Consider the following 21,147-nt stretch of genomic DNA (forward strand, 5'->3'; position numbering starts at 1 on the left):
GCGGCGCCGCCGCTCCTGACCCAAAAGCTCACCACTCTTATCGTTGCTATTAGTCATAAACATAACCGTTTGCCTATCCCTTATCGTAAGGGGGAAACGGTGTCCTGTCTTTCATGGGGCTCGTTCAACCCGTTCTTGACCACAAAGTACTCCAAGACTCAGAGCATGATGCAGCGTAATGGCAAGCCTGCTGATACATGGGATGAGGGTGTGCAGCTAGCTGACTGGCTACGCTGCATCACCGCCATGGTAGGAGATGAGAGAGGGCTAGCCTTTGCACATCAATGGATGCAGTATAACTTTAGCGAAAGCATAACTAAGCTACCAATTGATAGCAGAGGTATTAACGGCTATCAAGACAGACACATTGCTATATGCCTTCAGCATGGGAATGTCAGCTATGATGATGCCCTCAGTTTTCACACCCTAAGCGAAATGTTAGGCGTCCCTATCACTGAGGTAAGAAAAGCCATTGAGTTTGAACGCTTCTATGAGAGCACTTTACAAGCTGTAGCCAGAACATCACTCCGAGATAGAAGCAGCACAGAACGTGTCGTGTTATTTGTCCAAAGCATGGACATGGCTGTTTACCTCCAAAGCAAACTAGGTCGGCTAGCAACTATAAATACCGAACTGGTTATGACACCATGGGAAAAGCAAGAGTCTGATAAAAAGAAGGCCAAGGCTCAGCAACAAGCGGAAGTATTTTCCCTTCTCATTGAGAAAGGAATGAGCCGACAAGATATTTCAACCTACCTAGGCATTCCTTATCCAACCGTTAAACGTTGGACAAAAGGCTTAGAGCAAGCAGCATAACAAAGATCAACGGCGTCAATACTGAGATCATTTTCTCTTAAAGACCTTTAAGGGTTTTTGATCTTTCAAAGCATACAAGACTACCAATCTTATACTTAGAAGCAAAAGCAACGTCGGCAGAGCCGACAAAGAGCACGCATTAAAGAAGAATCAAAAGCAGAGCATGTACCAGTGTATCGCTTTTGATCTTTCTTTATGCGTATGCCACTCCGTGGCGTGCTCTTGCTTTTGCTTCTGTCACGCAGTGACGCTAAAACAACTCACCCAGGACAACGCAATGTCAGACAATGATAATATTAGAATACCTGATTTCACCTCCTTCGTAATTCATAGCATCACCATACGAAGGGGTTTAGCCAAAGAGATTATTGCTAAGCGTAAGGACCACCAAGCGCTGTATGACATCTCATACAATCAACGCATTTCTCTTCAAGCGGTAGGCTATCTATCAAGGTGTACACTAGAAGAAATAGAGAGAGCGTCAGCTATCAAAACGTGATCTATTTCCTAAGCTCCCTACTCCTCATACAATACACCCAGCTAGTAATACTTCAGATCATGCATGACTATAGCTTCATAGCTGTAACACTTAACATCATCTGTTATTTACTCACCCTTATAATAACAATCAAACACAGAGCCAGACAATGAACCTCACAGATAAAGACAAGACAGAATACATTGAGACAAACTCACACTGCGCTCTAGCTAAGCGTTTGGGCGTTAGCATGATTACACTCGACACCTACGCAGACGAACAAGGATGGAAGGAGGAACACCGCATCTATTGGCATGACAAATCAATTGAGATATTGAAACAAGAGCTAGTCAATGGAAACATTGCTGCCGTTAAGGAAATGTTAAAGGTAACTGGTGGCGTAAGACCTGTAGGACGCCCACGCAAATTAGAGGTTGAGCGTGAGATTGCTATCGGCAAGCGCATCGAAGAAGAATATGCGGCAGATGTTCGACGAATGAAGCTAGTAGACAGCAAATCAGGATAATTATTTATTAAGACAAGAGGGATGCATTGACCTAACAGCATGACCTTTAACTTATTTAACTTGAGTCGCGCATGTTCCAGCGCTACTAACCTTATCACTCCCCCCCAAGCTTTCAAGGTAGTCAATACACGCGTAATACTTTCGATTATAGCTCCTATCAAAACCTATCAAAGCGACAATTATGAAAACGAGGACAACTACATAGCGGATAATTTTAGATGCCACAATCGTCTGCATTTTGCATCCTAAAGGCAAGGAGGTAGTTTGGCCACGGCCCTGTGACCGCATAGATTAGGCGTGAAGCCTATGCCCCTCAGGGGTGCTCAATGCGTTACCGCACTGGCCGTTCTTCACAGGGGCTAGCGCCCTCTATGCCTGATAGTTCAGCTACCAGTCACCTGCCCTCCTAACCACGCCAGAAGGGTTAAGCGTTCCACGTCTGAGCGTGGCGACTCCACCGGCCTTTAAACCACCGACACTGTCCTCTCAGCGCTCACGCCACCACTACACCATCGAAGGTTCGCTATGACCCTACTGACATTGAGGCGTCTCGCTCTCTGAGACGTACAGTTCAGCATCTGCTTGGCCCGTTTGCCCAATGGACTTATAGCCTAAAGCCACTACAATATCAAGACGAGACAAGCCCCTCGCATTCGATGCTTTAAAGTGGAGCGCTACAGTGGATAACCCTACGCCTCAAGATTTCACTCACTATATCCAGGCTCTAAAGCAACTCAAAGAGCTAACAACAGTAAGCAATCCATGGATTCCTGTGTGGTCGGCTGTAATAGGTGGTTTAATTGCGTCAATACCAACGGGTATAGGGGCATTATACAGAGCACGCTCAACACGAAAGTCAGTGGAAACTGCCATATCTGCTGAGATTGCAAATATAGCGTCAATGATTAGAAAGCGAAATTACCTAAACCTACTAAAAGAAATACGCAGTGAACTCATTGAAATCAACAATCAAATTGCAAGCGTTCACGACGACGACGAAACCTCTCCTAACTTCTGCTCTCGAGCGATTACAGTTACAATATCAGCTGACTACTACAAAATATATAAAGCAAACCTAGACAAGCTCGGCATTATCAACAATAAAAAGCTACTTAAAATAGTAAACTTTTATAGCCATCTTGAGTCAATAATGCTGGACGTAAAACCAGAAGGAAACCTTGGTAAAGGAGGCTCTGTCGAGGACTACACCGAAGTAATCATTTTTCTAGAAGACGCTTTAAAGTTAGCAGATGAACTTAGCACTCAGACAACCTGAGTTTCCCCTAGAAATTCAGAAGCACCATTGCATATATAAGCACCCCACCCCACACCCCCTGGCCCACCCCTAGAGAGACGCCCCCGCCAGCCCTACAGCAGCACACAGAGCGTTCAGGATTCACCACAGAGCGTAGGGTGTTGAGCGTGGCCGACAGGCGTATCCGCCTCACAGCAGGCACGTAGCTCAGTTGATTAGAAGCCTGCCCTTGCGAGGCACGAGCAACGGGCAAGGGAGTGAGCTTGCGAACGTACCACCACCTAGACAAGATAGTGAACGAGCCATGCATATCAATGGGTTAGGTGGAGTCGTTCACAAATCTGAGTGTGAACAGAGGCAGGCATGAATCCACGTTCACATTGCCTTGTGTGAACGAAGCCTATAATTTGTGAACGTTTTCTTAGGCAAAGAAAAAGGGGAACCCTTTCGGATTCCCCTTCACACCGCCCAGCAGAGCGGATTTTGTTTGGTAGGCGCGATTGGACTCGAACCAACGACCCCCACCATGTCAAGGTGGTGCTCTAACCAACTGAGCTACGTGCCTGCTGTGTGGCGGCATTCTACGGAATTTCCGAAGTGTGTCAACACCTTTTTTGCAGCTAAGCCTATGAATATGCGAATTTTTTAATTTCAGCTGGCACAACTGTATTTTTCCGGTGGCTGGCAGCGGATTTTCAACTCAGGTAGGATCGGCGCACTCGTAAAAAATATAAAACAGAGGTTCCAGGATGGCGAACACCCCCTATCCCCAGTCGTATTACGCCGCTTCCGCGAATGCGGTTCCTCCTCGCCCGCTCCTGCAAGGCGAAGTCGAAACCGATGTGTGCGTGATTGGCGCCGGCTACACCGGCCTTTCCAGCGCGCTGTTCCTGCTGGAGAACGGCTTTCGTGTGACGGTGCTGGAAGCCGCCAAGGTGGGCTTTGGTGCGTCAGGCCGCAACGGCGGGCAGATCGTCAACAGTTATAGCCGCGACATCGATGTGATCGAGCGCAGTGTCGGCCCGAAACAGGCGCAGTTGCTGGGGGAAATGGCCTTTGAAGGCGGCCGGATCATTCGCGAGCGGGTGGCCAAGTACCAAATCCAGTGCGACCTGAAGGACGGCGGTGTGTTCGCCGCGCTGAATAGCAAGCACATGGGCCATCTGGAATCGCAGAAGCGCCTGTGGGAGCGCTACGGCCATACCCAACTGGAACTGCTGGACGAGCGACGCATTCGCGAAGTGGTCGCCTGTGACAACTATATAGGTGGCCTGCTGGACATGAGCGGCGGGCATATCCACCCGCTCAACCTGGCGCTGGGGGAAGCGGCGGCGGTGGAATCCCTGGGCGGCACGATCTACGAGCAATCTGCTGCGGTGCGCATTGAGCGCGGGGCTAATCCGGTCGTGCATACGGCACAGGGCAAAGTCAGGGCCAAGTTCATCATTGTCGCCGGCAATGCCTACCTGGGCAACCTGGTGCCGGAGTTGGCGGCCAAGTCGATGCCGTGCGGCACCCAGGTGATCACCACGGCGCCACTGGGTGACGAGTTGGCGAAAACCCTGCTGCCGCAGGATTACTGCGTTGAAGACTGCAACTACTTGCTGGACTACTACCGACTGACCAGCGACAAACGCCTGATCTTCGGCGGCGGCGTGGTGTATGGCGCACGGGACCCGGCAAACATTGAAGCAATCATCCGGCCGAAGATGATCAAGGCCTTCCCGCAACTCAAGGATGTGAAGATCGACTACGCCTGGACCGGTAATTTCCTGCTGACGCTATCGCGCCTGCCGCAGGTCGGTCGCCTGGGGGACAATATCTATTATTCTCAGGGCTGTAGCGGCCATGGCGTCACCTACACCCACCTGGCAGGCAAGGTACTGGCGGAGGCGCTGCGGGGCCAGGCGGAGCGTTTTGATGCGTTTGCCGACCTGCCGCACTACCCGTTCCCGGGCGGGCAGTTGTTGCGCACGCCGTTTGCGGCGCTAGGGGCCTGGTATTACGGGTTGCGGGATAAACTGGGGTTCTGACTTCCACCCGACCTTCAGCAGGAGCTGCTTGCCAGCTCCTGCAGCATTCGTCCTTTCCAAATTGCAGACACAAAAAACCCCGGCCTTTCGACCAGGGTCTTTGCTATCGATCCAATCAAGCTTGCGACTTGCCTTGGCGTCTCAGGGCGTTCAGTGGGCCCTGGAACAGATATGGCGCAGCGGACGGGACTCGAACCCGCGACCCCCGGCGTGACAGGCCGGTATTCTAACCGACTGAACTACCGCTGCGTATCGCTCAGACTTGCGTCTGTTTGAACCTTCAGGACCTGTTGAAGTATCACCTTCAACCGCCTTTAACATCTGACAGATCAGCCTTGGCTTCTCAGTCTCAAATCCGATAAATCGAACCTGTAAAATATGGCGCAGCGGACGGGACTCGAACCCGCGACCCCCGGCGTGACAGGCCGGTATTCTAACCGACTGAACTACCGCTGCGCGTCGGTGCAACCTTTAACGTTGCGTCTTGCCCGAAGGCAAAACTCTCAAGAAGTGGTGGGTGATGACGGGATCGAACCGCCGACCCTCTGCTTGTAAGGCAGATGCTCTCCCAGCTGAGCTAATCACCCTTTGCTTCGTTGAGGCCGCGAAATTTACGCAGATAGCGGACCTAAGTCAATAGCCTGCTTGAAGTTTTTCTGAAAAAGACAAAATCACTTCAGGACCACGACCTGCCTTACTCGCTGTAAATCATCTTCTTGGTCATGCCACCGTCTACAACGAACTCCTGCCCGGTGACAAACCCGGCATTGCGCGACAGCAACCACGCCACCATCGCCGCCACGTCCTCCACGGTGCCTACCCTGCCCGCCGGGTGCTGAGCGTGATCAGCGTCCGTCAGCGGCTGCGCACGGCGCGCAGCGGGGTCTCGAGCATCGATCCAGCCAGGGCTGACGGCATTGACCCGCACTTCCGGCCCCAGGCTGATCGCCAAGGCGTGGGTCAGGGCCAACAGACCGCCCTTGCTCGCCACATAAGCCTCGGTATCCGGCTCCGACTGGCGAGCCCGGGTCGACGTCAGGTTGACGATGGCACCACCGTGAGCCCGCAAATACGGCGCACAGTGCTTGGCCAGCAACATTGGACCGCTCAGATTTACTGCCAGCACCCGATTCCAGTAGGCCAGGTCCAGGCTTTCCAGGGTGATATTGCGCGGGTCGGTCACCGCCGCGTTGCATACCAATGCATCCAGGCGCCCAAATTGCCCGAGCACCTCGGCCACCCCAAGGACCACCTGCCGCTCATCGGCTACGTCCATGGTGATAAACCAAGCGTTATCGCCCAGCCCCTTGGACACCTTGGAACCACGTTCGCGGTCCAGGTCCGTCAGTACCACCTGCCAGCCTTCGCTGATCAGCCACGCAGCGATCCCCAGGCCGATTCCGCGTGCCGCTCCAGTGACCAACGCGACACGACCATTACTGGCGGTTGCCGCCTCCAGGGACCACTCGGTCACAAGGCCGCCAACCCGCGAGCCAGGTCTGCCTGCAAGTCAGCCACGTCTTCCAGGCCCACCGCTACACGAATCAGGCTGTCGCGAATGCCCGCAGCTTCGCGCTCTTGTGGCGCCAGACGACCATGGGACGTGGTGCTTGGGTGGGTAATAGTGGTCTTGCTGTCCCCAAGGTTGGCGGTAATGGAGATCAGCCGAGTCGCGTCGATAAAGCGCCAGGCGCCATCTTTGCCACCCTTGACCTCAAAGCTCACTACCGCACCAAACCCGCGCTGCTGGCGCTGGGCCAACTCGTGCTGGGGATGGCTCTTGAGACCGGCGTAATGGACCTTTTCGATACCGTCCTGCTGCTCCAGCCACTCGGCCAGAACCTGGGCGCTGGCACAATGGGCCTTCATCCGCAGGCTGAGGGTTTCCAGACCTTTGAGGAAAATCCAGGCATTGAACGGGCTCAGGGTCGGGCCTGCGGTGCGCAAGAAGCCTACTACTTCCTTCATCTGCTCGCCTGCACCTGCAACCACGCCGCCCATGCAACGGCCCTGGCCGTCGATGAACTTGGTGGCCGAATGCACAACGATGTCCGCGCCCAGCTTCAGCGGCTGTTGCAGGGCTGGGGTGCAGAAGCAGTTGTCCACCACCAGCATTGCGCCCTTGGCGTGGGCCACTTCGGCCAGCGCAGCGATGTCCACCAGCTCAGCCAGCGGATTGGAGGGCGACTCGACGAACAGCAATTTGGTGTTGGCCTTGATGGCCGCGTCCCAGCCAGACAGATCCGCCAGCGGCACGTAGTCCACTTCAATGCCGAAGCGCTTGAAATATTTTTCGAACAGGCTGATGGTCGAACCAAATACGCTGCGCGACACCAGCACGTGATCGCCGGCACTGCACAAACTCATGACCACCGCCAAAATGGCGGCCATGCCCGTTGCAGTGGCGACGGCCTGCTCGGCCCCTTCCAGCGCCGCAATACGCTCTTCGAACGCACGCACGGTTGGGTTGGTGTAGCGGGAATAAACGTTGCCCGGCACTTCGCCGGCAAAGCGCGCCGCGGCATCGGCCGCAGTGCGGAAGACATAGCTGGAAGTGAAGAACATCGGATCACCGTGTTCGCCTTCCGGCGTGCGGTGCTGTCCGGCGCGCACAGCCAGGGTATCGAAAGCTACGCCATCGAGGTCGCTGTCCAAGCGACCGGCATCCCATTCCTGACTCATGCTCTACTCCTCAACTCGATACTTTATCAAAGATACAAAACCGGCCCCTCAGGGCCGGTGTTTACTCAGTTGTTATACAGATCGATGATCGCGCTGACCGCCTGGGTCTTGATCTTCGAGGAGTCGTTGCGCGCCTGCTCGATCTTGTTCAGGTAAGCCTCGTCGACATCGCCAGTGACGTACTTGCCGTCGAACACCGCGCAATCGAACTCTTCGATCTTGATCTTGCCACCGCCGACCGCCTCGATCAGGTCCGGCAGGTCCTGGTAGATCAGCCAGTCAGCGCCGATCAGGTCTGCAACGTCCTGGGTCGAACGGTTATGGGCGATCAGTTCATGAGCACTCGGCATGTCGATGCCGTAGACGTTCGGGTAACGCACGGCAGGCGCAGCGGAACAGAAGTAGACGTTCTTCGCCCCAGCTTCACGGGCCATCTGAATGATCTGCTTGCAAGTGGTGCCACGCACGATGGAGTCATCCACCAGCATCACGTTTTTGCCGCGGAACTCCAGCTCGATAGCGTTGAGCTTCTGGCGCACCGACTTCTTGCGCGCAGCCTGGCCCGGCATGATGAAGGTGCGGCCGATGTAACGGTTCTTGACGAAACCTTCGCGGAACTTGACGCCCAGGTGGTTGGCCAGCTCCAGCGCTGCAGTACGGCTGGTGTCCGGAATCGGGATCACTACGTCAATGTCGTGTTCTGGACGCTCGCGCATGATCTTGTCGGCGAGCTTCTCACCCATGCGCAGACGCGCCTTGTACACCGAAACGCCGTCGATGATCGAATCCGGACGCGCCAGGTAGACGTGTTCGAAGATGCACGGGGTGAGTTTCGGATTGAGGGCGCACTGACGGGTGTGCAGCTTGCCGTCTTCAGTGATGTACACCGCCTCGCCCGGCGCCAGGTCACGAATCAGGGTGAAGCCCAGCACGTCCAGGGACACGCTTTCGGAGGCGATCATGTACTCGACGCCTTCGTCGGTATGACGCTGGCCGAAGACGATCGGACGAATGCCGTTCGGGTCGCGGAAACCGACGATGCCGTAGCCGGTGATCATCGCCACGACGGCATAGCCACCGACGCAACGGTTGTGCACGTCAGTCACGGCGGCGAACACGTCTTCCTCGGTTGGCTGCAGCTTGCCGCGCTGGGCCAGTTCGTGAGCGAACACGTTAAGCAGCACTTCCGAGTCGGAGTTGGTGTTGACGTGACGCAGGTCAGACTCGTAAATCTCCTTGGCCAACTGTTCAACGTTGGTCAGGTTGCCGTTGTGCGCCAGGGTGATGCCATAGGGCGAGTTGACGTAAAACGGTTGAGCTTCGGCCGAGGTCGAGCTGCCCGCAGTCGGGTAACGCACATGGCCAATGCCCATGTGCCCGACGAGGCGCTGCATGTGACGCTGATGAAACACGTCACGCACCAGACCATTGTCCTTGCGCAGGAATAACCGGCCGTCGTGGCTGGTCACAATACCGGCAGCGTCCTGGCCGCGGTGCTGGAGGACGGTTAGCGCGTCATACAGCGCCTGATTGACGTTCGACTTACCGACGATACCGACGATGCCACACATGCGACGCAACCCCTACTTAATGAATCTTGACTGAACACAACTTATTGCGACGTTTTGGCCGGCAAGAGGTGTTCCTTGAACGGAAGATCAGCGGGCACGCTGATTCCGCTGGCCAGCCACTGACTGCTCCACCCCAATATGAGGTTCTTGGACCAATCTGCAACCAATAGAAATTTTGGCACAAGAGCTGACTCCTGCCACCACGAATCCTGCTGTACCGGGCCCAGACTCAACAGCCCGACCGCCACGACCACCAGCAATGCGCCACGCGCGGCGCCGAAGACCATGCCGAGAAATCGATCGGTCCCGGAGAGTCCGGTGACACGTATCAATTCGCCGATAAGATAATTGACCATTGCTCCCACCAGCAGCGTGGCGATGAACATGATGGCGCAGCCCGCGATGACGCGAGCCGAAGGTGTTTCGATGTATCCGGTGAGATACACGGCCAAAGAGCCACCGAACATCCAGGCTACGACTCCTGCGATGATCCAGGTCAGCAACGACAATGCTTCTTTAACGAAGCCGCGGCTTAGACTGATCAAAGCGGAGATGGCGACGATTGCAACGATCGCCCAGTCAACCCAGGTAAATGGCACAGTACAGCCTACAGACGGATAAGGCGGCGCATTTTAGCAGAGCGCCGGGCTATCGGTAAGCTGCGATTAGCAGTGCTTTTGAAATCAATGAGTTGTGGCGAGGGGGCAAGCCCCTCGCCACAGAAGCCCTCCACCCTCTCCAGCGTCAGCCGCGCTCTGGCTGGAAGCGCACGACAAAGCCCTTGAGGTTCTGCTGGCGACCCAGCAGATCACGCAAGCGGTCAGCCTCGGCCCGCTCAATCAGCGGCCCGACAAATACCCGATTCTTGCCATTGGCGGTACGTATGTAGGCGTTGTAACCCTGGCTACGTAGGGTTTTCTGCAAGCTTTCGGCGCTTTCGCGATTGGCCAGGCTGGCCAGTTGCACCGACCAACTGATCGGCAGGCCATTGGGATCAATACGGCTCTGTCCGACATCAGGCTTGCCCGGCGCTGCTGGCTGCGGAGCCACAGCCTTCGGTGCCGCGGGCTTGGCTGGCGCAGGCGTCGGCTTTACCACCGGAACGCTTGGCTGGGCCGGCATCGAAGTCGCTTCCTGCTCGGCGATCTCTTCGTCGCTCGGCACCGGCTCTTGCGGTAAGGCCTGAGGTTCAGGCACCACCACCGGCTCAACTTGAACCTGAGGCATCACAGGCACCTGAGGGGCAGCCGGAGCTTCAACAGTCACCTGGCGCTGTTCATCCTGGCGGGAAAACAGCATCGGCAGAAAAATTACTGCCAGCGCCACCAGAACCAAGGCCCCGACCATTCGCTGCTTGTACGCGCTATCCAGTAATGCCATGTGCAGCTTCCTCCGTGGAGCGCCGGGCTAACCACTCAAGCGCCTCGGCAACACAATAAAATGATCCGAACAACAGAATCTCGTCCTCGGGCACTGCAACAGCGCACTGGGCTTCCAATGCAGCAGTCACGCTTGCATAGGACGTCACCGATGCACCAAGGTTCTGCAACGCCACCTGCACATCGGCGGCAGGACGGCTGCGAGGCGTATCCAGCGGCGCAACTGCCCATGACTGTACGTTATTCAACAAAGGAGCAACGACACCGCCCAGGTCTTTGTCGGACAACAGCCCGAACACCGCCAGGCGGCGGCCCACCGGCGGCTTGCGTGACAGACGCCGGGCCAGGTATTCAGCGGCATGGGGGTTATGCCCCACGTCCAGCAACAGACTCAGGCGCTTGCCGTCCCACTCGAATGCACGGCGATCCAGACGACCGACCATCTGTGTACCCTGCAAGGTATCGGCAATCTGCACGGTATCCCACGGCAAATCCAGCAACAGATAGGCCTGGAGGGCGAGCGCGGCGTTTTCCATCGGCAAGTTCAGCAGCGGCAAATTGCGCAACTCGACCACTTGCCCGAGAACATCGAGCCCACGCCACGACCAATGCTCATCGCCAACCTCAAGGGTGAAATCACGCCCCCGCAGGAAGAACTGGCAATCCAGCTCGCTAACCTTGTCCAGCAAGGTTAGCGGTGGGTCCAGGTCGCCACATAGCGCAGGCTTGCCCTGACGGAAGATCCCGGCCTTTTCATAGGCCACCGACTCACGGGTGTCACCGAGGTAGTCGACGTGATCGACGCCAATGCTGGTCACCAACGCAAGGTCGGCATCCACCACATTGACCGTATCCAGGCGCCCGCCGAGGCCGACTTCGAGTACGACCACATCCAGCCGGGCACGCTCAAACAGCCAGAGCGCTGCCAAGGTACCCATTTCGAAATAAGTCAGGGAAATATCGCCGCGCCCCGCATCGAGCGCAGTAAAGGCTTCGCACAGCTGCTCATCAGTAGCTTCGACACCATTGAGCTGTACGCGCTCGTTGTAACGCAGCAGGTGCGGCGAGCTGTAGACGCCGACCTTCAAGCCCTGGGCCTGCAGCAAGGCGGCAACAAAGGCGCAGGTAGAACCCTTGCCGTTGGTGCCAGTGACCGTGATCACCCGAGGAGCCGGACGCCCCAACCCAAGGCGGGCCGCTACCTGTTGCGAACGTTCCAGGCCCATGTCGATGGCTGATGGATGCAACTGCTCAAGGTAGGCGAGCCATTCGCCCAGGGTACGTTGGATCATATGTTTGCAGGCACCGGCGGAACCACGATCAGCTCGACAGCGGGTGCAATGTACACAGGCGTCGGCAGGCCCATCATTTGCGCCAGCAGGTTGCCCAGGCGTGGACGCAACTCGGAGCGGGCGATAATCATGTCGATCGCGCCATGCTCCAGGAGGAATTCGCTGCGCTGGAAACCTTCTGGCAGTTTTTCGCGAACGGTTTGCTCGATCACGCGCGGGCCGGCAAAGCCGATCAGGGCCTTGGGTTCGCCGACAATCACGTCACCCAGCATGGCCAGGCTGGCGGAAACGCCGCCGTAGACCGGATCGGTCAGCACCGAGATGAACGGAATACCTTCTTCACGCAAACGCGCCAGCACCGCAGAGGTCTTGGCCATTTGCATCAGCGAGATCAGCGCTTCCTGCATCCGCGCACCACCGGAGGCGGCAAAACAGATCATCGGGCAACGGTTTTCCAGGGCGTAGTTGGCGGCACGCACGAAACGTTCACCAACGATGGCACCCATGGAGCCACCCATAAAGGAGAACTCAAATGCGCAAACCACCACAGGCATGCCCAGCAGCTTGCCACTAATGGAAATCAGCGCGTCCTTCTCACCGGTCTGCTTCTGAGCGGCGGTCAGGCGGTCCTTGTACTTCTTGCCGTCGCGGAACTTGAGGCGGTCCACCGGCTCCAGATCAGCGCCCAGTTCGGCGCGGCCATCGGCATCAAGGAAAATGTCGATGCGGGCGCGGGCGCCGATACGCATGTGGTGGTTGCACTTGGGGCAAACGTCCAGGGTCTTTTCCAGCTCCGGACGGTACAGCACCGCGTCGCAGGACGGGCACTTGTGCCAAAGACCTTCAGGGACCGAGCTTTTTTTCACCTCGGAACGCATGATCGAGGGGATCAGTTTGTCTACTAACCAGTTGCTCATGCTTTCTTTCTCCAGTACCGGTGGCTTGAACACAGCCCCGCGTATGCCCTTGAGCTAAATTCATTATGTGGCGATGACACATCCAGGACGGGGTCAAGCGTTCGACCAGCCACTTCCTGCCTGTACCCTCAGCCTTCCAGACAACCCGCCAGCGCGTGGTTGCCACTTCATTGGGCGCCGCCCAAAAGGCAGCGCCGGCCTGTTTTACACAGTGGTAGTTACTGACGGCGGCAGACTGCCAGCCGTCACATCGAGCCACTGCTGCTGCGTACTGCCTGCATAAATGCGCGAATCTTGGCGTGATCCTTGATGCCCTTGCCCTGCTCTACCCCACCGCTGACGTCGACGGCGTAAGGCCGGACCTGAGCAATAGCCTGGGCGACATTGCCTGCGCACAGGCCGCCGGCGAGGATGATCGGCTTGCTTAAACCCTCAGGTATCAATGACCAATCAAACGCCTCACCTGTGCCACCCGGGACACCTTCGACATACGTATCGAGGAGAATCCCGCTGGCCCCGGTAAATGCTGCGCAACTGGCCGCAATATCGTCGCCTGCCTTGACCCGCAGCGCCTTGATGTAAGGGCGGTGATACCCATCGCAGTCGGCCGGGGTCTCGTCGCCGTGGAACTGCAACAGGTCCAGCGGCACGGCATCGAGGGTTTCATTGAGCTCGCAGCGGCTGGCATTGACGAACAACCCCACGGTGGTCACAAACGGCGGCAATGCGGCGATGATCGCCCGCGCCTGCTGCGCACTCACCGCCCGTGGGCTTTTGGCATAAAACACAAAACCTATGGCATCGGCCCCCGCCTCGACTGCCGCCAATGCGTCCTCTATGCGAGTAATCCCGCAAATCTTGCTGCGAACGGCTGACATGTCGTTGGAACCTCAGGGTTTATCCGAGAAAGTTCCGGATGGTAACAAATGCTTTTCCGGGCGTCAGCCGTCAAGTTCAGTGAAACCAGTGAGGAAGTGTGGCCCGATGAAACGTTGCGGCAGCTCAAACTCGCTCCGGTACTCGACATCCACCAGGTACAGGCCGAACGGATGAGCCGTCACCCCACCCGTGCGGCGAACCCGGCCTTCCAATACTTCCCTGGCCCATTCCACCGGGCGCTCGCCGGTACCAATGGTCATCAACACCCCGGCGATATTGCGCACCATGTGATGCAGGAAAGCTCCAGCGCGGATATCCAGGACGATCATCTTGCCGTGGCGGGTTACCCGCAGGTGATGGACTTGCTTGATCGGCGACTTGGCCTGGCACTGGCCGGCACGAAACGCGCTGAAATCATGGACGCCAACCAGATGCTGGGCCGCTTGCGCCATGCGCTCTGCATCCAGAGGTCGATGGTTCCAGGTGACTTCTTCGTTCAGGTGCGCCGGGCGAATCTGGTCGTTGTAGATCACATAGCGGTAACGGCGGGCGATGGCCTTGAACCGCGCGTGAAAATCGGCTGGCATCACCTTGGCCCAACTGACACTGATGTCATGGGGCAAATTGATATTGGCGCCCATGACCCAGGCCTTCATCGAACGCTCGGCCTGGGTGTCGAAATGCACCACCTGCCCGCAGGCATGCACACCAGAGTCGGTCCGCCCGGCGCACATCAGCGAAACCGGTGAGTCGGCGACTTTTGACAGCGCCTTTTCAAGGGTCTCCTGCACGGTCTTCACCCCAGAAGCCTGGCGCTGCCAGCCGCAATAGCGCGAGCCTTTGTATTCCACGCCCAAGGCGATCCTGAAAAAGTCTGGGGCCGCCATTTCGGCGGCCGCGTTATCTATATTTGCCAAGAACTGAGAGCCTGATGAGTTGCGCAAAGGCGGCCATTATAAGGCTGCGAGGGCCGGGCGCCATGTATCTCGTGTTTTTAGTTGGAGGCCGAAATCAAAACGGCAGCCCGAAGGCTGCCGCTTTGTTCAACTCACCGATCAAGCCAGCCGGCTGAGCATTTCCTTGGCTTCACTCTTCTGGCCGTCACTCCCTTCGCTGAGTACCTCTCCAAGAATGTCCCTCGCGCCATCGGCGTCGCCCATGTCGATGTAAGCCTGGGCCAGGTCCAGCTTGGTGGCGACTTCGTCAGTGCCGGAAAGGAAGTCAAATTCCGGCTCATCACCGTCCAACGCCGCATCTTCGGCCGTGAACGTCGGCTCGATCGGCGGATGCTCAAGGCTCTGGGACAGACGATCCAACTCGGCGTTGACGTCGTCCAGCTCCGAGGAAAACTCGTCCGGCTTGGCGCCCGCGGGAGCATCCGGTTCATCGGCCAGGGACAGGTCGAAGTCTTCCGGCAGGTCCAGGTCGTCCAACGCGGCCGGCGTCAGGGTCGGCGGTTCAACGGCAGGCAGATCCTTCATTTGATCTTCAAGGCCTGACAGGAAGTCGTCATCGTCCTGAGTCGAGGACGGAGGATCAAGCTGCAAATCCAGGTCGAAATCCGACAGATCATCCTGACCGGCCTTGGCTTCAGTCTGTTGCTGCAAGACTGATTCAAAACTCAGGTCATCAACTTGGGGGGTAACAACGGCCGGAGAGGCGGCTTCAAGATCGTCCAGGCTCAGGTCGAAATCCGTGTCGAACGCATCCGTTTCAGTAACGGCGGGCGGCGCAGGTTCGTCCTTGAGCAGGTCCTTGACGTACTGGGCATCCATCGCGGCGGCCGCGACGGCGGCACTGACGCCGACAGCCAGTACAGCCATTGCCGGGAAGCGGCTTTTCAACTGTTCGACCTGAGCGTGGTTTTCGCCATTGGCGACCAACTGCCGCTCCTGGGTCACAAACCCATCCTTGTCGCCCTGCTGGCCGAAGACTTCCATCAGCTTGAGGCGCAGATCGCTACGCGCAGGCTCCTGCTTGATGGCGTCCTCCAGCACTTCACCAGCCTGGTTCAGATGACCACGATCCAAGTGGGACTCGGCACGCGCCAAGGCGTCGCTCACACGCTCAGCAGCCACTGGCGCTATCACAGGCGCTATCACCGGAACAATGACGGGCGCGGGCTTCGGTGCTGGTGCTGGTGCTGGTGCTGGTGCTGGTGCTGGTGCTGGTGCTGGTGCTGGTGCTGGTGCGAGCTTGACGTTCGCCGGCGGGACCTCAAGACCTTCGAAGCTGTCGGACGGCAGATCTTGATCAATATTCGACGAAAACTCCGGCTCCTCTGCCAGTGCCCGCGCCATGCGCAGGTGTTTTTCTTCTTCCAGTCGCGCATTGCGATGACGGGCCCACAGCAGCAGGAGCAACAACACCAGCAAACCTGCCGCACCACCGATCACACCCAGGACGATCGGGTTGGTCAGCAGGTCATTGAACTTGCCTTCGGGAGTGGCTGGAGTTTCGGGCTTGATTGGCGCCTCGGCAGGCGCTGCTGCGGGAGCAGCCACAGGAGCAGTCGCAGGGTTTTCCGGTGCTGCGGGCGTCGCGGCCAGTTCGGCCGGCATCGCGGCAGGCGGCACCGCCGCACCACCTTCGGCCTGCAACTTCGCCAGTTGATTGTTCTTGAGTTCGATCAACCGCTGCAGTTTGTCCAACTGACTTTGCAGGTCAGTCATGCGGCTTTTCAGTTCTTCGTTTTCGCGACGGGACGAATCCAGGCTCTCCTGGGTCACCGCCAGCTTATTGTTCAAGGCCTTGCTGTCACCCGCTGCGCCTTTCGAGCCAGCCTTGGCGGCTTCGGCCGAAACCAGGCTCAAGTTGTCCTTGGCTGAGGTCTGCGAAGGCGCATTGCCAACCTGGGTGCGCCGGGTAGCGTCCAACTGTTGCCGCCCTGCGACCTGGCTGTTCGCACCACGCCGGCCCTGGCGCCAGGCAGCATTCTGCACGGTCACTTCAGCTATCGCCTGAGGCTGCGGCAAGCTGGTGCTTTGCACCGGGTCAGGCAGGCGCAGGACCTTGCCGGTCTTCATGCGGTTGATATTGCCGTCGACAAAGGCGTCGGGGTTCAGTGCCTGGATGGCCAGCATGGTTTGCTGGACGGACCCACCATTGCGGGCCTTGGCAGCGATTTCCCAGAGCGTATCCCGGGAAGTGGTGGTGTGTTCGGAGGGTTTACTGATGGTCGCCGCCGGGATAGCAGGCGCATCGAGCCGTGGCGCAGGTACATTGGCCGCCGGGGTCGACTGATCGAACTTGGCCGGGTCCAGCAACACGCTGTAATCGCGCATCAGCCGGCCGTTGGGCCACTGCACTTGCAACAGGAAGCGCACATAGGAATCAGGCAGCGGCTTGCTGGAGGTGATGCGTACCACGCTGCGACCGGCGGGGTTGAGCACCGGTGTGAAGGTCAGGTCGTCAAGAAAGGCCTGACGGTCGACGCCCGCGTCAACAAAGGCCTGGGAGGATGCCAGGCTAGGAACGATATCAGAGGCTGCCAGACCCCCCACATCAAGCAGTTCAATTTCTACTGACAGCGGCTGGTTCAGCTGCGACTTGAGTGTCATCTCCCCAAGTTGCAGCGCATGCGCCATACCGGAGGACAGCGCCGAGGCGGCCGCTATTGCTAACACCAGTTTGCGAACTTGAACCATAGCCTCATCCTTATGTTTGAACACTCCTCGCATGGCGAGAAGGTTTGGTACCGCTGCCACAAGGCATGGCGAGTCGATGGGGCACCGACGCGCAATTTTTCCTGCATGGGCCTGCAGCCTTCGACAGCGGCTCACTTCCTGCAATCAGGCCAAGCATAGCGCCTAGTTAGAATCAATCTACAAATTGCTGCCAAGTATCTTTTACACAAGGTCTTTTATCAACAACTGCGCCAATTGCACGGCGTTGAGTGCGGCGCCTTTGCGTACGTTATCTGACGCCAGCCAGAGATTTAGTTCCGCAGGATCATCTACACCCGCGCGCACCCGGCCTACATAGACGACATCCTGGCCGACCGCATCCCCAACGGCGGTAGGGTAATCGCCCGCCTCCACCAACTCGACGCCGGGTGCTGCATCCAATGCAAGGTTGATGGCGCCAAGGTCAACCGCTGCGCCCAATTGCAGCGACACACTCAGGCTATCGCCAAAAAATACCGGGGCTTGAACACAGGTTACGGAAATCTTTAGTAAGGGCATTTCCAGAACAGCGCGCAACTCGTGCACCAGGCGCTTCTCCAGGGAGGTATGGCCTTGTGCATCAGGGGTGCCAACTTGGGCCAGTAGGTTGAAGGCAATCTGCCGGTCGAAGAATTTTGGCTCCAGAGGGCGCACGTTCAGCAGCTCGGCGGTTTGCCGGGCCAGTTCGCTGACGGCCTCACGGCCCTGGGAGGAAACCGCCAGGTTGGCGGTGACGCTGATGCGCTGGATGTCCAGCAAACCGCGCAGCGGCGCCAGTACGACGGCCAGGGCGGTGGCAGATGCGCTTGGGCTGCCCAGTTGCACAGGCTTTTTCAGCGAGTCCAACACATGAGCATTGGCTTCTGGCACCACTTGAGGCGCCTGATCGGCAGGCAAGGCGCCAGACAAGTCGATTACCGCACAACCCGCCGCCGTGGCCCGTGGGGCGAAGCTCAAGGTAACGGCTGGGCCTGCGGCGAAGAACACCAACTTGACCTTGCTGAAATCAAACTCATCCACTTCCCGAACCCGCACGTTCTTGCCGCGAAACGGCACCGAATGCCCAGCCGATTCACTGCTGGCCAACAGGTGCAGGGCCCCCACCGGAAAATCCTGCTCTTCGAGAATCTGCACCAGCGTTTCGCCAACCGTGCCTGTGGCTCCGATCACGGCGATATCAAAGGTCTGGGTCATGGAGGCTGCCTCGGGCATTACGGGGGGAGCGGCACTTTACCGGCTGGGTGGGAGCGAGGCAATTGGCCTGGGTTGTGTGGTGAGGCCCGAAACAACAATAAAAAACCCGCGCCTGTTACCAGAGCGCGGGTTTCTTCATTATTGCCTTACGCGATCAACGCTCCAGCAAGATCCGCAGCATGCGACGCAACGGCTCGGCCGCGCCCCACAGCAATTGGTCGCCTACAGTGAACGCGCCCAGGTACTGGGTACCCATGTTCAGCTTGCGCAGACGGCCGATAGGCACATTCAGGGTGCCGGTGACCTTGGTCGGACTCAGCTCCTGCATGCTGATTTCACGCTGGTTCGGCACCAGCTTGACCCAGGGGTTGTGCTGGCTGATCAGCCCTTCGATATCGGCGATCGGCACGTCTTTGTTGAGCTTGATGGTCAGCGCCTGGCTGTGGCAACGCATGGCGCCGATGCGCACGCAGATACCATCCACCGGAATCGGGCTCTTGAAGCGACCGAGGATCTTGTTGGTCTCGGCCTGGGCCTTCCACTCTTCGCGGCTCTGGCCGTTAGGCAGTTCCTTGTCGATCCACGGGATCAGGCTGCCAGCCAGCGGCACACCGAAGTTCTCGGTTGGGTAGGCATCACTGCGCATGGCTTCGGCGACACGGCGGTCGATGTCGAGAATGGCGCTAGCCGGGTCGGCCAGTTGATCGGCGACAGCGGCGTGGGTGGCGCCCATTTGCTTGATCAGTTCACGCATGTTCTGCGCGCCGGCACCGGAGGCCGCCTGATAGGTCATGGCGCTCATCCACTCCACCAGGCCGGCTTCGAACAAGCCGCCCAGGCCCATCAGCATCAGGCTGACGGTGCAGTTGCCGCCGATGTAGTTCTTGGTCCCGGCGTCGAGCTGCTGGTCGATGACCCTGCGGTTCACCGGGTCGAGGACGATGACCGCGTCATCCTGCATGCGCAGGCTGGAGGCAGCGTCGATCCAGTAACCCTGCCAGCCGGCTTCGCGCAGCTTGGGGAATACTTCGCTGGTGTAGTCGCCACCCTGGCAGGTCAGGATCACGTCGAGGGTTTTCAGCTCTTCAATGTTGTAGGCGTCCTTGAGCGGAGCAATGTCCTTGCCCACAGACGGCCCTTGGCCACCAACGTTGGAAGTGGTGAAAAACACCGGCTCAATAAGATCGAAATCCTGCTCTTCCAGCATCCGCTGCATGAGCACGGAACCGACCATACCGCGCCAACCGATCAGACCTACACGTTTCATCGCAACTACACCTTGTTCAAAAGTGGGCCGCCCTGCAGCAACAACTGCAAGCGGGCCCGAGAGATTACAGATTCCGCAGCGCGGCGACTACTGCGTCGCCCATTTCCTGCGTTCCGACCTTGGTGCAACCCTGCGACCATATGTCGCCAGTGCGCAGGCCTTGATCCAGCACCAGGCTTACCGCCTTCTCGATGGCGTCTGCCGCGTCGCCCAGGCTGAAGCTATAACGCAACATCATCGACACCGACAAAATGGTCGCCAAGGGGTTGGCAATGCCAAGGCCAGCGATGTCCGGCGCCGAACCGTGGCAAGGCTCGTACATGCCCTTGTTGTTGGTGTCCAGGGACGCCGACGGCAGCATGCCGATGGAGCCGGTGAGCATCGACGCCTGGTCGGACAGGATATCGCCGAACAGATTGTCGGTGACGATCACGTCAAACTGCTTGGGTGCACGCACCAGCTGCATGGCGGCGTTGTCGACGTACATGTGGCTCAGCTCGACGTCCGGGTAGTCCAGGGCCACTTGCTCGACGATTTCACGCCATAGTTGGCTGGAAGCCAGCACATTGGCCTTGTCCACCGAGCACAGCTTCTTGCCGCGCACCCGCGCCATGTCAAAACCGACACGGGCGATACGGCGGATTTCGCTTTCGCTGTACGGCAGGGTGTCGTAGGCCTGACGCTCGCCGTTTTCCAGTTCGCGCACGCCACGGGGCGAGCCAAAGTAGATACCGCCGGTCAGCTCACGAACGATCAAGATGTCCAGGCCGGCAACGATTTCCGGCTTCAAGCTGGAGGCGTCGGCCAGTTGCGGGTACAGGATCGCCGGGCGCAGGTTGCCGAACAGGCCCAACTGCGCACGAATTTTCAGCAGGCCGCGCTCAGGGCGGATGTCACGGTCGATCTTGTCCCATTTCGGGCCACCCACGGCGCCCAGCAGCACGGCGTCGGCTGCACGAGCACGGTCCAGGGTTTCGTCAGCCAGGGGCACGCCGTGCTTGTCGATGGCGGCGCCGCCGATGACGTCGTGGCTAAATTCGAAGTCCAGGCTGTATTTCTCGTTAGCCAGTTCCAGCACCTTGACCGCTTCGGCCATGATTTCCGGACCAATGCCGTCGCCTGGGAGAATCAGAATCTGCTTGCTCATGCTTTCCTCATTTCATCGGGCGACCCACCCACAGGCAGGTCGGGAA

General features: G+C 57.9%; 17 protein-coding genes and 4 tRNA genes. 4 read left to right on the forward strand and 17 right to left on the reverse strand.

Features of this window, described 5'->3' with window-relative positions; genetic code table 11:
• The 3 genes from FQ182_RS22210 to FQ182_RS22220 all read left to right on the forward strand — a co-directional run.
• A partial coding sequence (locus FQ182_RS22210) for a helix-turn-helix domain-containing protein (RefSeq protein WP_178114503.1) occupies nt 1–816 on the forward strand: 816 nt, incomplete at its 5' end.
• Nucleotides 817–1,463: 647 nt separating this feature from the next.
• Nucleotides 1,464–1,820, forward strand: coding sequence for a hypothetical protein (locus FQ182_RS22215; protein ID WP_149413696.1), 357 nt, complete (start codon nt 1,464–1,466; stop codon nt 1,818–1,820).
• A 679-nt stretch (nt 1,821–2,499) separates the two neighbouring features.
• On the forward strand, nt 2,500–3,096 hold the full coding sequence (locus FQ182_RS22220) for a hypothetical protein (RefSeq protein WP_149413697.1): 597 nt from the start codon (nt 2,500–2,502) through the stop codon (nt 3,094–3,096).
• A gap of 467 nt (nt 3,097–3,563) precedes the next feature.
• Here FQ182_RS22220 and FQ182_RS22225 read toward each other — a convergent pair.
• Nucleotides 3,564–3,640 (reverse strand) — tRNA-Val (locus tag FQ182_RS22225).
• 184 nt (nt 3,641–3,824) lie between these two features.
• Here FQ182_RS22225 and FQ182_RS22230 point away from each other — a divergent pair.
• On the forward strand, nt 3,825–5,108 hold the full coding sequence (locus FQ182_RS22230; RefSeq protein ID WP_149413698.1) for an FAD-binding oxidoreductase: 1,284 nt from the start codon (nt 3,825–3,827) through the stop codon (nt 5,106–5,108).
• A 172-nt stretch (nt 5,109–5,280) separates the two neighbouring features.
• On the opposite strand, the gene FQ182_RS22235 is transcribed toward FQ182_RS22230, so the two are convergent.
• From FQ182_RS22235 to leuB, 16 genes are all read right to left on the reverse strand, one after another.
• Nucleotides 5,281–5,357: transfer RNA gene (locus FQ182_RS22235), tRNA-Asp, on the reverse strand.
• Nucleotides 5,358–5,487: 130 nt separating this feature from the next.
• Nucleotides 5,488–5,564: transfer RNA gene (locus FQ182_RS22240), tRNA-Asp, on the reverse strand.
• A 55-nt stretch (nt 5,565–5,619) separates the two neighbouring features.
• A tRNA-Val gene (locus FQ182_RS22245) sits at nt 5,620–5,695 on the reverse strand.
• 107 nt (nt 5,696–5,802) lie between these two features.
• Complete coding sequence (locus tag FQ182_RS22250; RefSeq protein WP_149413763.1) at nt 5,803–6,567, reverse strand: SDR family oxidoreductase; 765 nt, start codon at nt 6,565–6,567, stop codon at nt 5,803–5,805.
• Nucleotides 6,568–6,578: 11 nt separating this feature from the next.
• Nucleotides 6,579–7,790 (reverse strand): O-succinylhomoserine sulfhydrylase, encoded by a 1,212-nt coding sequence (locus FQ182_RS22255; protein WP_149413699.1) that lies wholly within the window; start codon nt 7,788–7,790, stop codon nt 6,579–6,581.
• A 65-nt stretch (nt 7,791–7,855) separates the two neighbouring features.
• The gene (gene purF / locus FQ182_RS22260; protein ID WP_149413700.1) at nt 7,856–9,361 is read right to left on the reverse strand and encodes an amidophosphoribosyltransferase; all 1,506 of its coding nucleotides are present in this window, start codon (nt 9,359–9,361) and stop codon (nt 7,856–7,858) included.
• A 41-nt stretch (nt 9,362–9,402) separates the two neighbouring features.
• The gene (locus FQ182_RS22265) at nt 9,403–9,960 is read right to left on the reverse strand and encodes a CvpA family protein (RefSeq protein WP_149413701.1); all 558 of its coding nucleotides are present in this window, start codon (nt 9,958–9,960) and stop codon (nt 9,403–9,405) included.
• 145 nt (nt 9,961–10,105) lie between these two features.
• Nucleotides 10,106–10,741, reverse strand: coding sequence for an SPOR domain-containing protein (locus tag FQ182_RS22270; protein WP_149413702.1), 636 nt, complete (start codon nt 10,739–10,741; stop codon nt 10,106–10,108).
• Nucleotides 10,725–12,032 carry a bifunctional tetrahydrofolate synthase/dihydrofolate synthase gene (gene folC / locus FQ182_RS22275; protein WP_149413703.1) on the reverse strand — a complete coding sequence of 436 codons (1,308 nt, stop codon included), beginning with the start codon at nt 12,030–12,032 and terminating at the stop codon, nt 10,725–10,727. The genes FQ182_RS22270 and folC overlap by 17 nt, the downstream gene beginning before the upstream one ends.
• Nucleotides 12,029–12,949 (reverse strand): acetyl-CoA carboxylase, carboxyltransferase subunit beta, encoded by a 921-nt coding sequence (gene accD / locus FQ182_RS22280; RefSeq protein ID WP_149413704.1) that lies wholly within the window; start codon nt 12,947–12,949, stop codon nt 12,029–12,031. The genes folC and accD overlap by 4 nt, the downstream gene beginning before the upstream one ends.
• Nucleotides 12,950–13,194: 245 nt before the next feature.
• Nucleotides 13,195–13,827, reverse strand: coding sequence for a phosphoribosylanthranilate isomerase (locus FQ182_RS22285; protein WP_149413705.1), 633 nt, complete (start codon nt 13,825–13,827; stop codon nt 13,195–13,197).
• A 63-nt stretch (nt 13,828–13,890) separates the two neighbouring features.
• On the reverse strand, nt 13,891–14,715 hold the full coding sequence (truA, locus tag FQ182_RS22290; protein WP_149413764.1) for a tRNA pseudouridine(38-40) synthase TruA: 825 nt from the start codon (nt 14,713–14,715) through the stop codon (nt 13,891–13,893).
• A gap of 168 nt (nt 14,716–14,883) precedes the next feature.
• The gene (locus FQ182_RS22295; RefSeq protein ID WP_149413706.1) at nt 14,884–17,475 is read right to left on the reverse strand and encodes a FimV/HubP family polar landmark protein; all 2,592 of its coding nucleotides are present in this window, start codon (nt 17,473–17,475) and stop codon (nt 14,884–14,886) included.
• A 201-nt stretch (nt 17,476–17,676) separates the two neighbouring features.
• Nucleotides 17,677–18,687 carry an aspartate-semialdehyde dehydrogenase gene (locus tag FQ182_RS22300; RefSeq protein WP_149413707.1) on the reverse strand — a complete coding sequence of 337 codons (1,011 nt, stop codon included), beginning with the start codon at nt 18,685–18,687 and terminating at the stop codon, nt 17,677–17,679.
• Between the two features lie 154 nt (nt 18,688–18,841).
• The gene (gene asd, locus FQ182_RS22305) at nt 18,842–19,954 is read right to left on the reverse strand and encodes an aspartate-semialdehyde dehydrogenase (protein WP_133102956.1); all 1,113 of its coding nucleotides are present in this window, start codon (nt 19,952–19,954) and stop codon (nt 18,842–18,844) included.
• A 64-nt stretch (nt 19,955–20,018) separates the two neighbouring features.
• A complete protein-coding gene (gene leuB / locus FQ182_RS22310) occupies nt 20,019–21,101 on the reverse strand; it encodes a 3-isopropylmalate dehydrogenase (RefSeq protein ID WP_149413708.1) in 1,083 nt (360 codons plus the stop codon).
• Nucleotides 21,102–21,147: the final 46 nt, after the last annotated feature.

It is taken from the genome of Pseudomonas sp. ANT_H4 (genome assembly GCF_008369295.1).
GTDB lineage: Bacteria > Pseudomonadota > Gammaproteobacteria > Pseudomonadales > Pseudomonadaceae > Aquipseudomonas.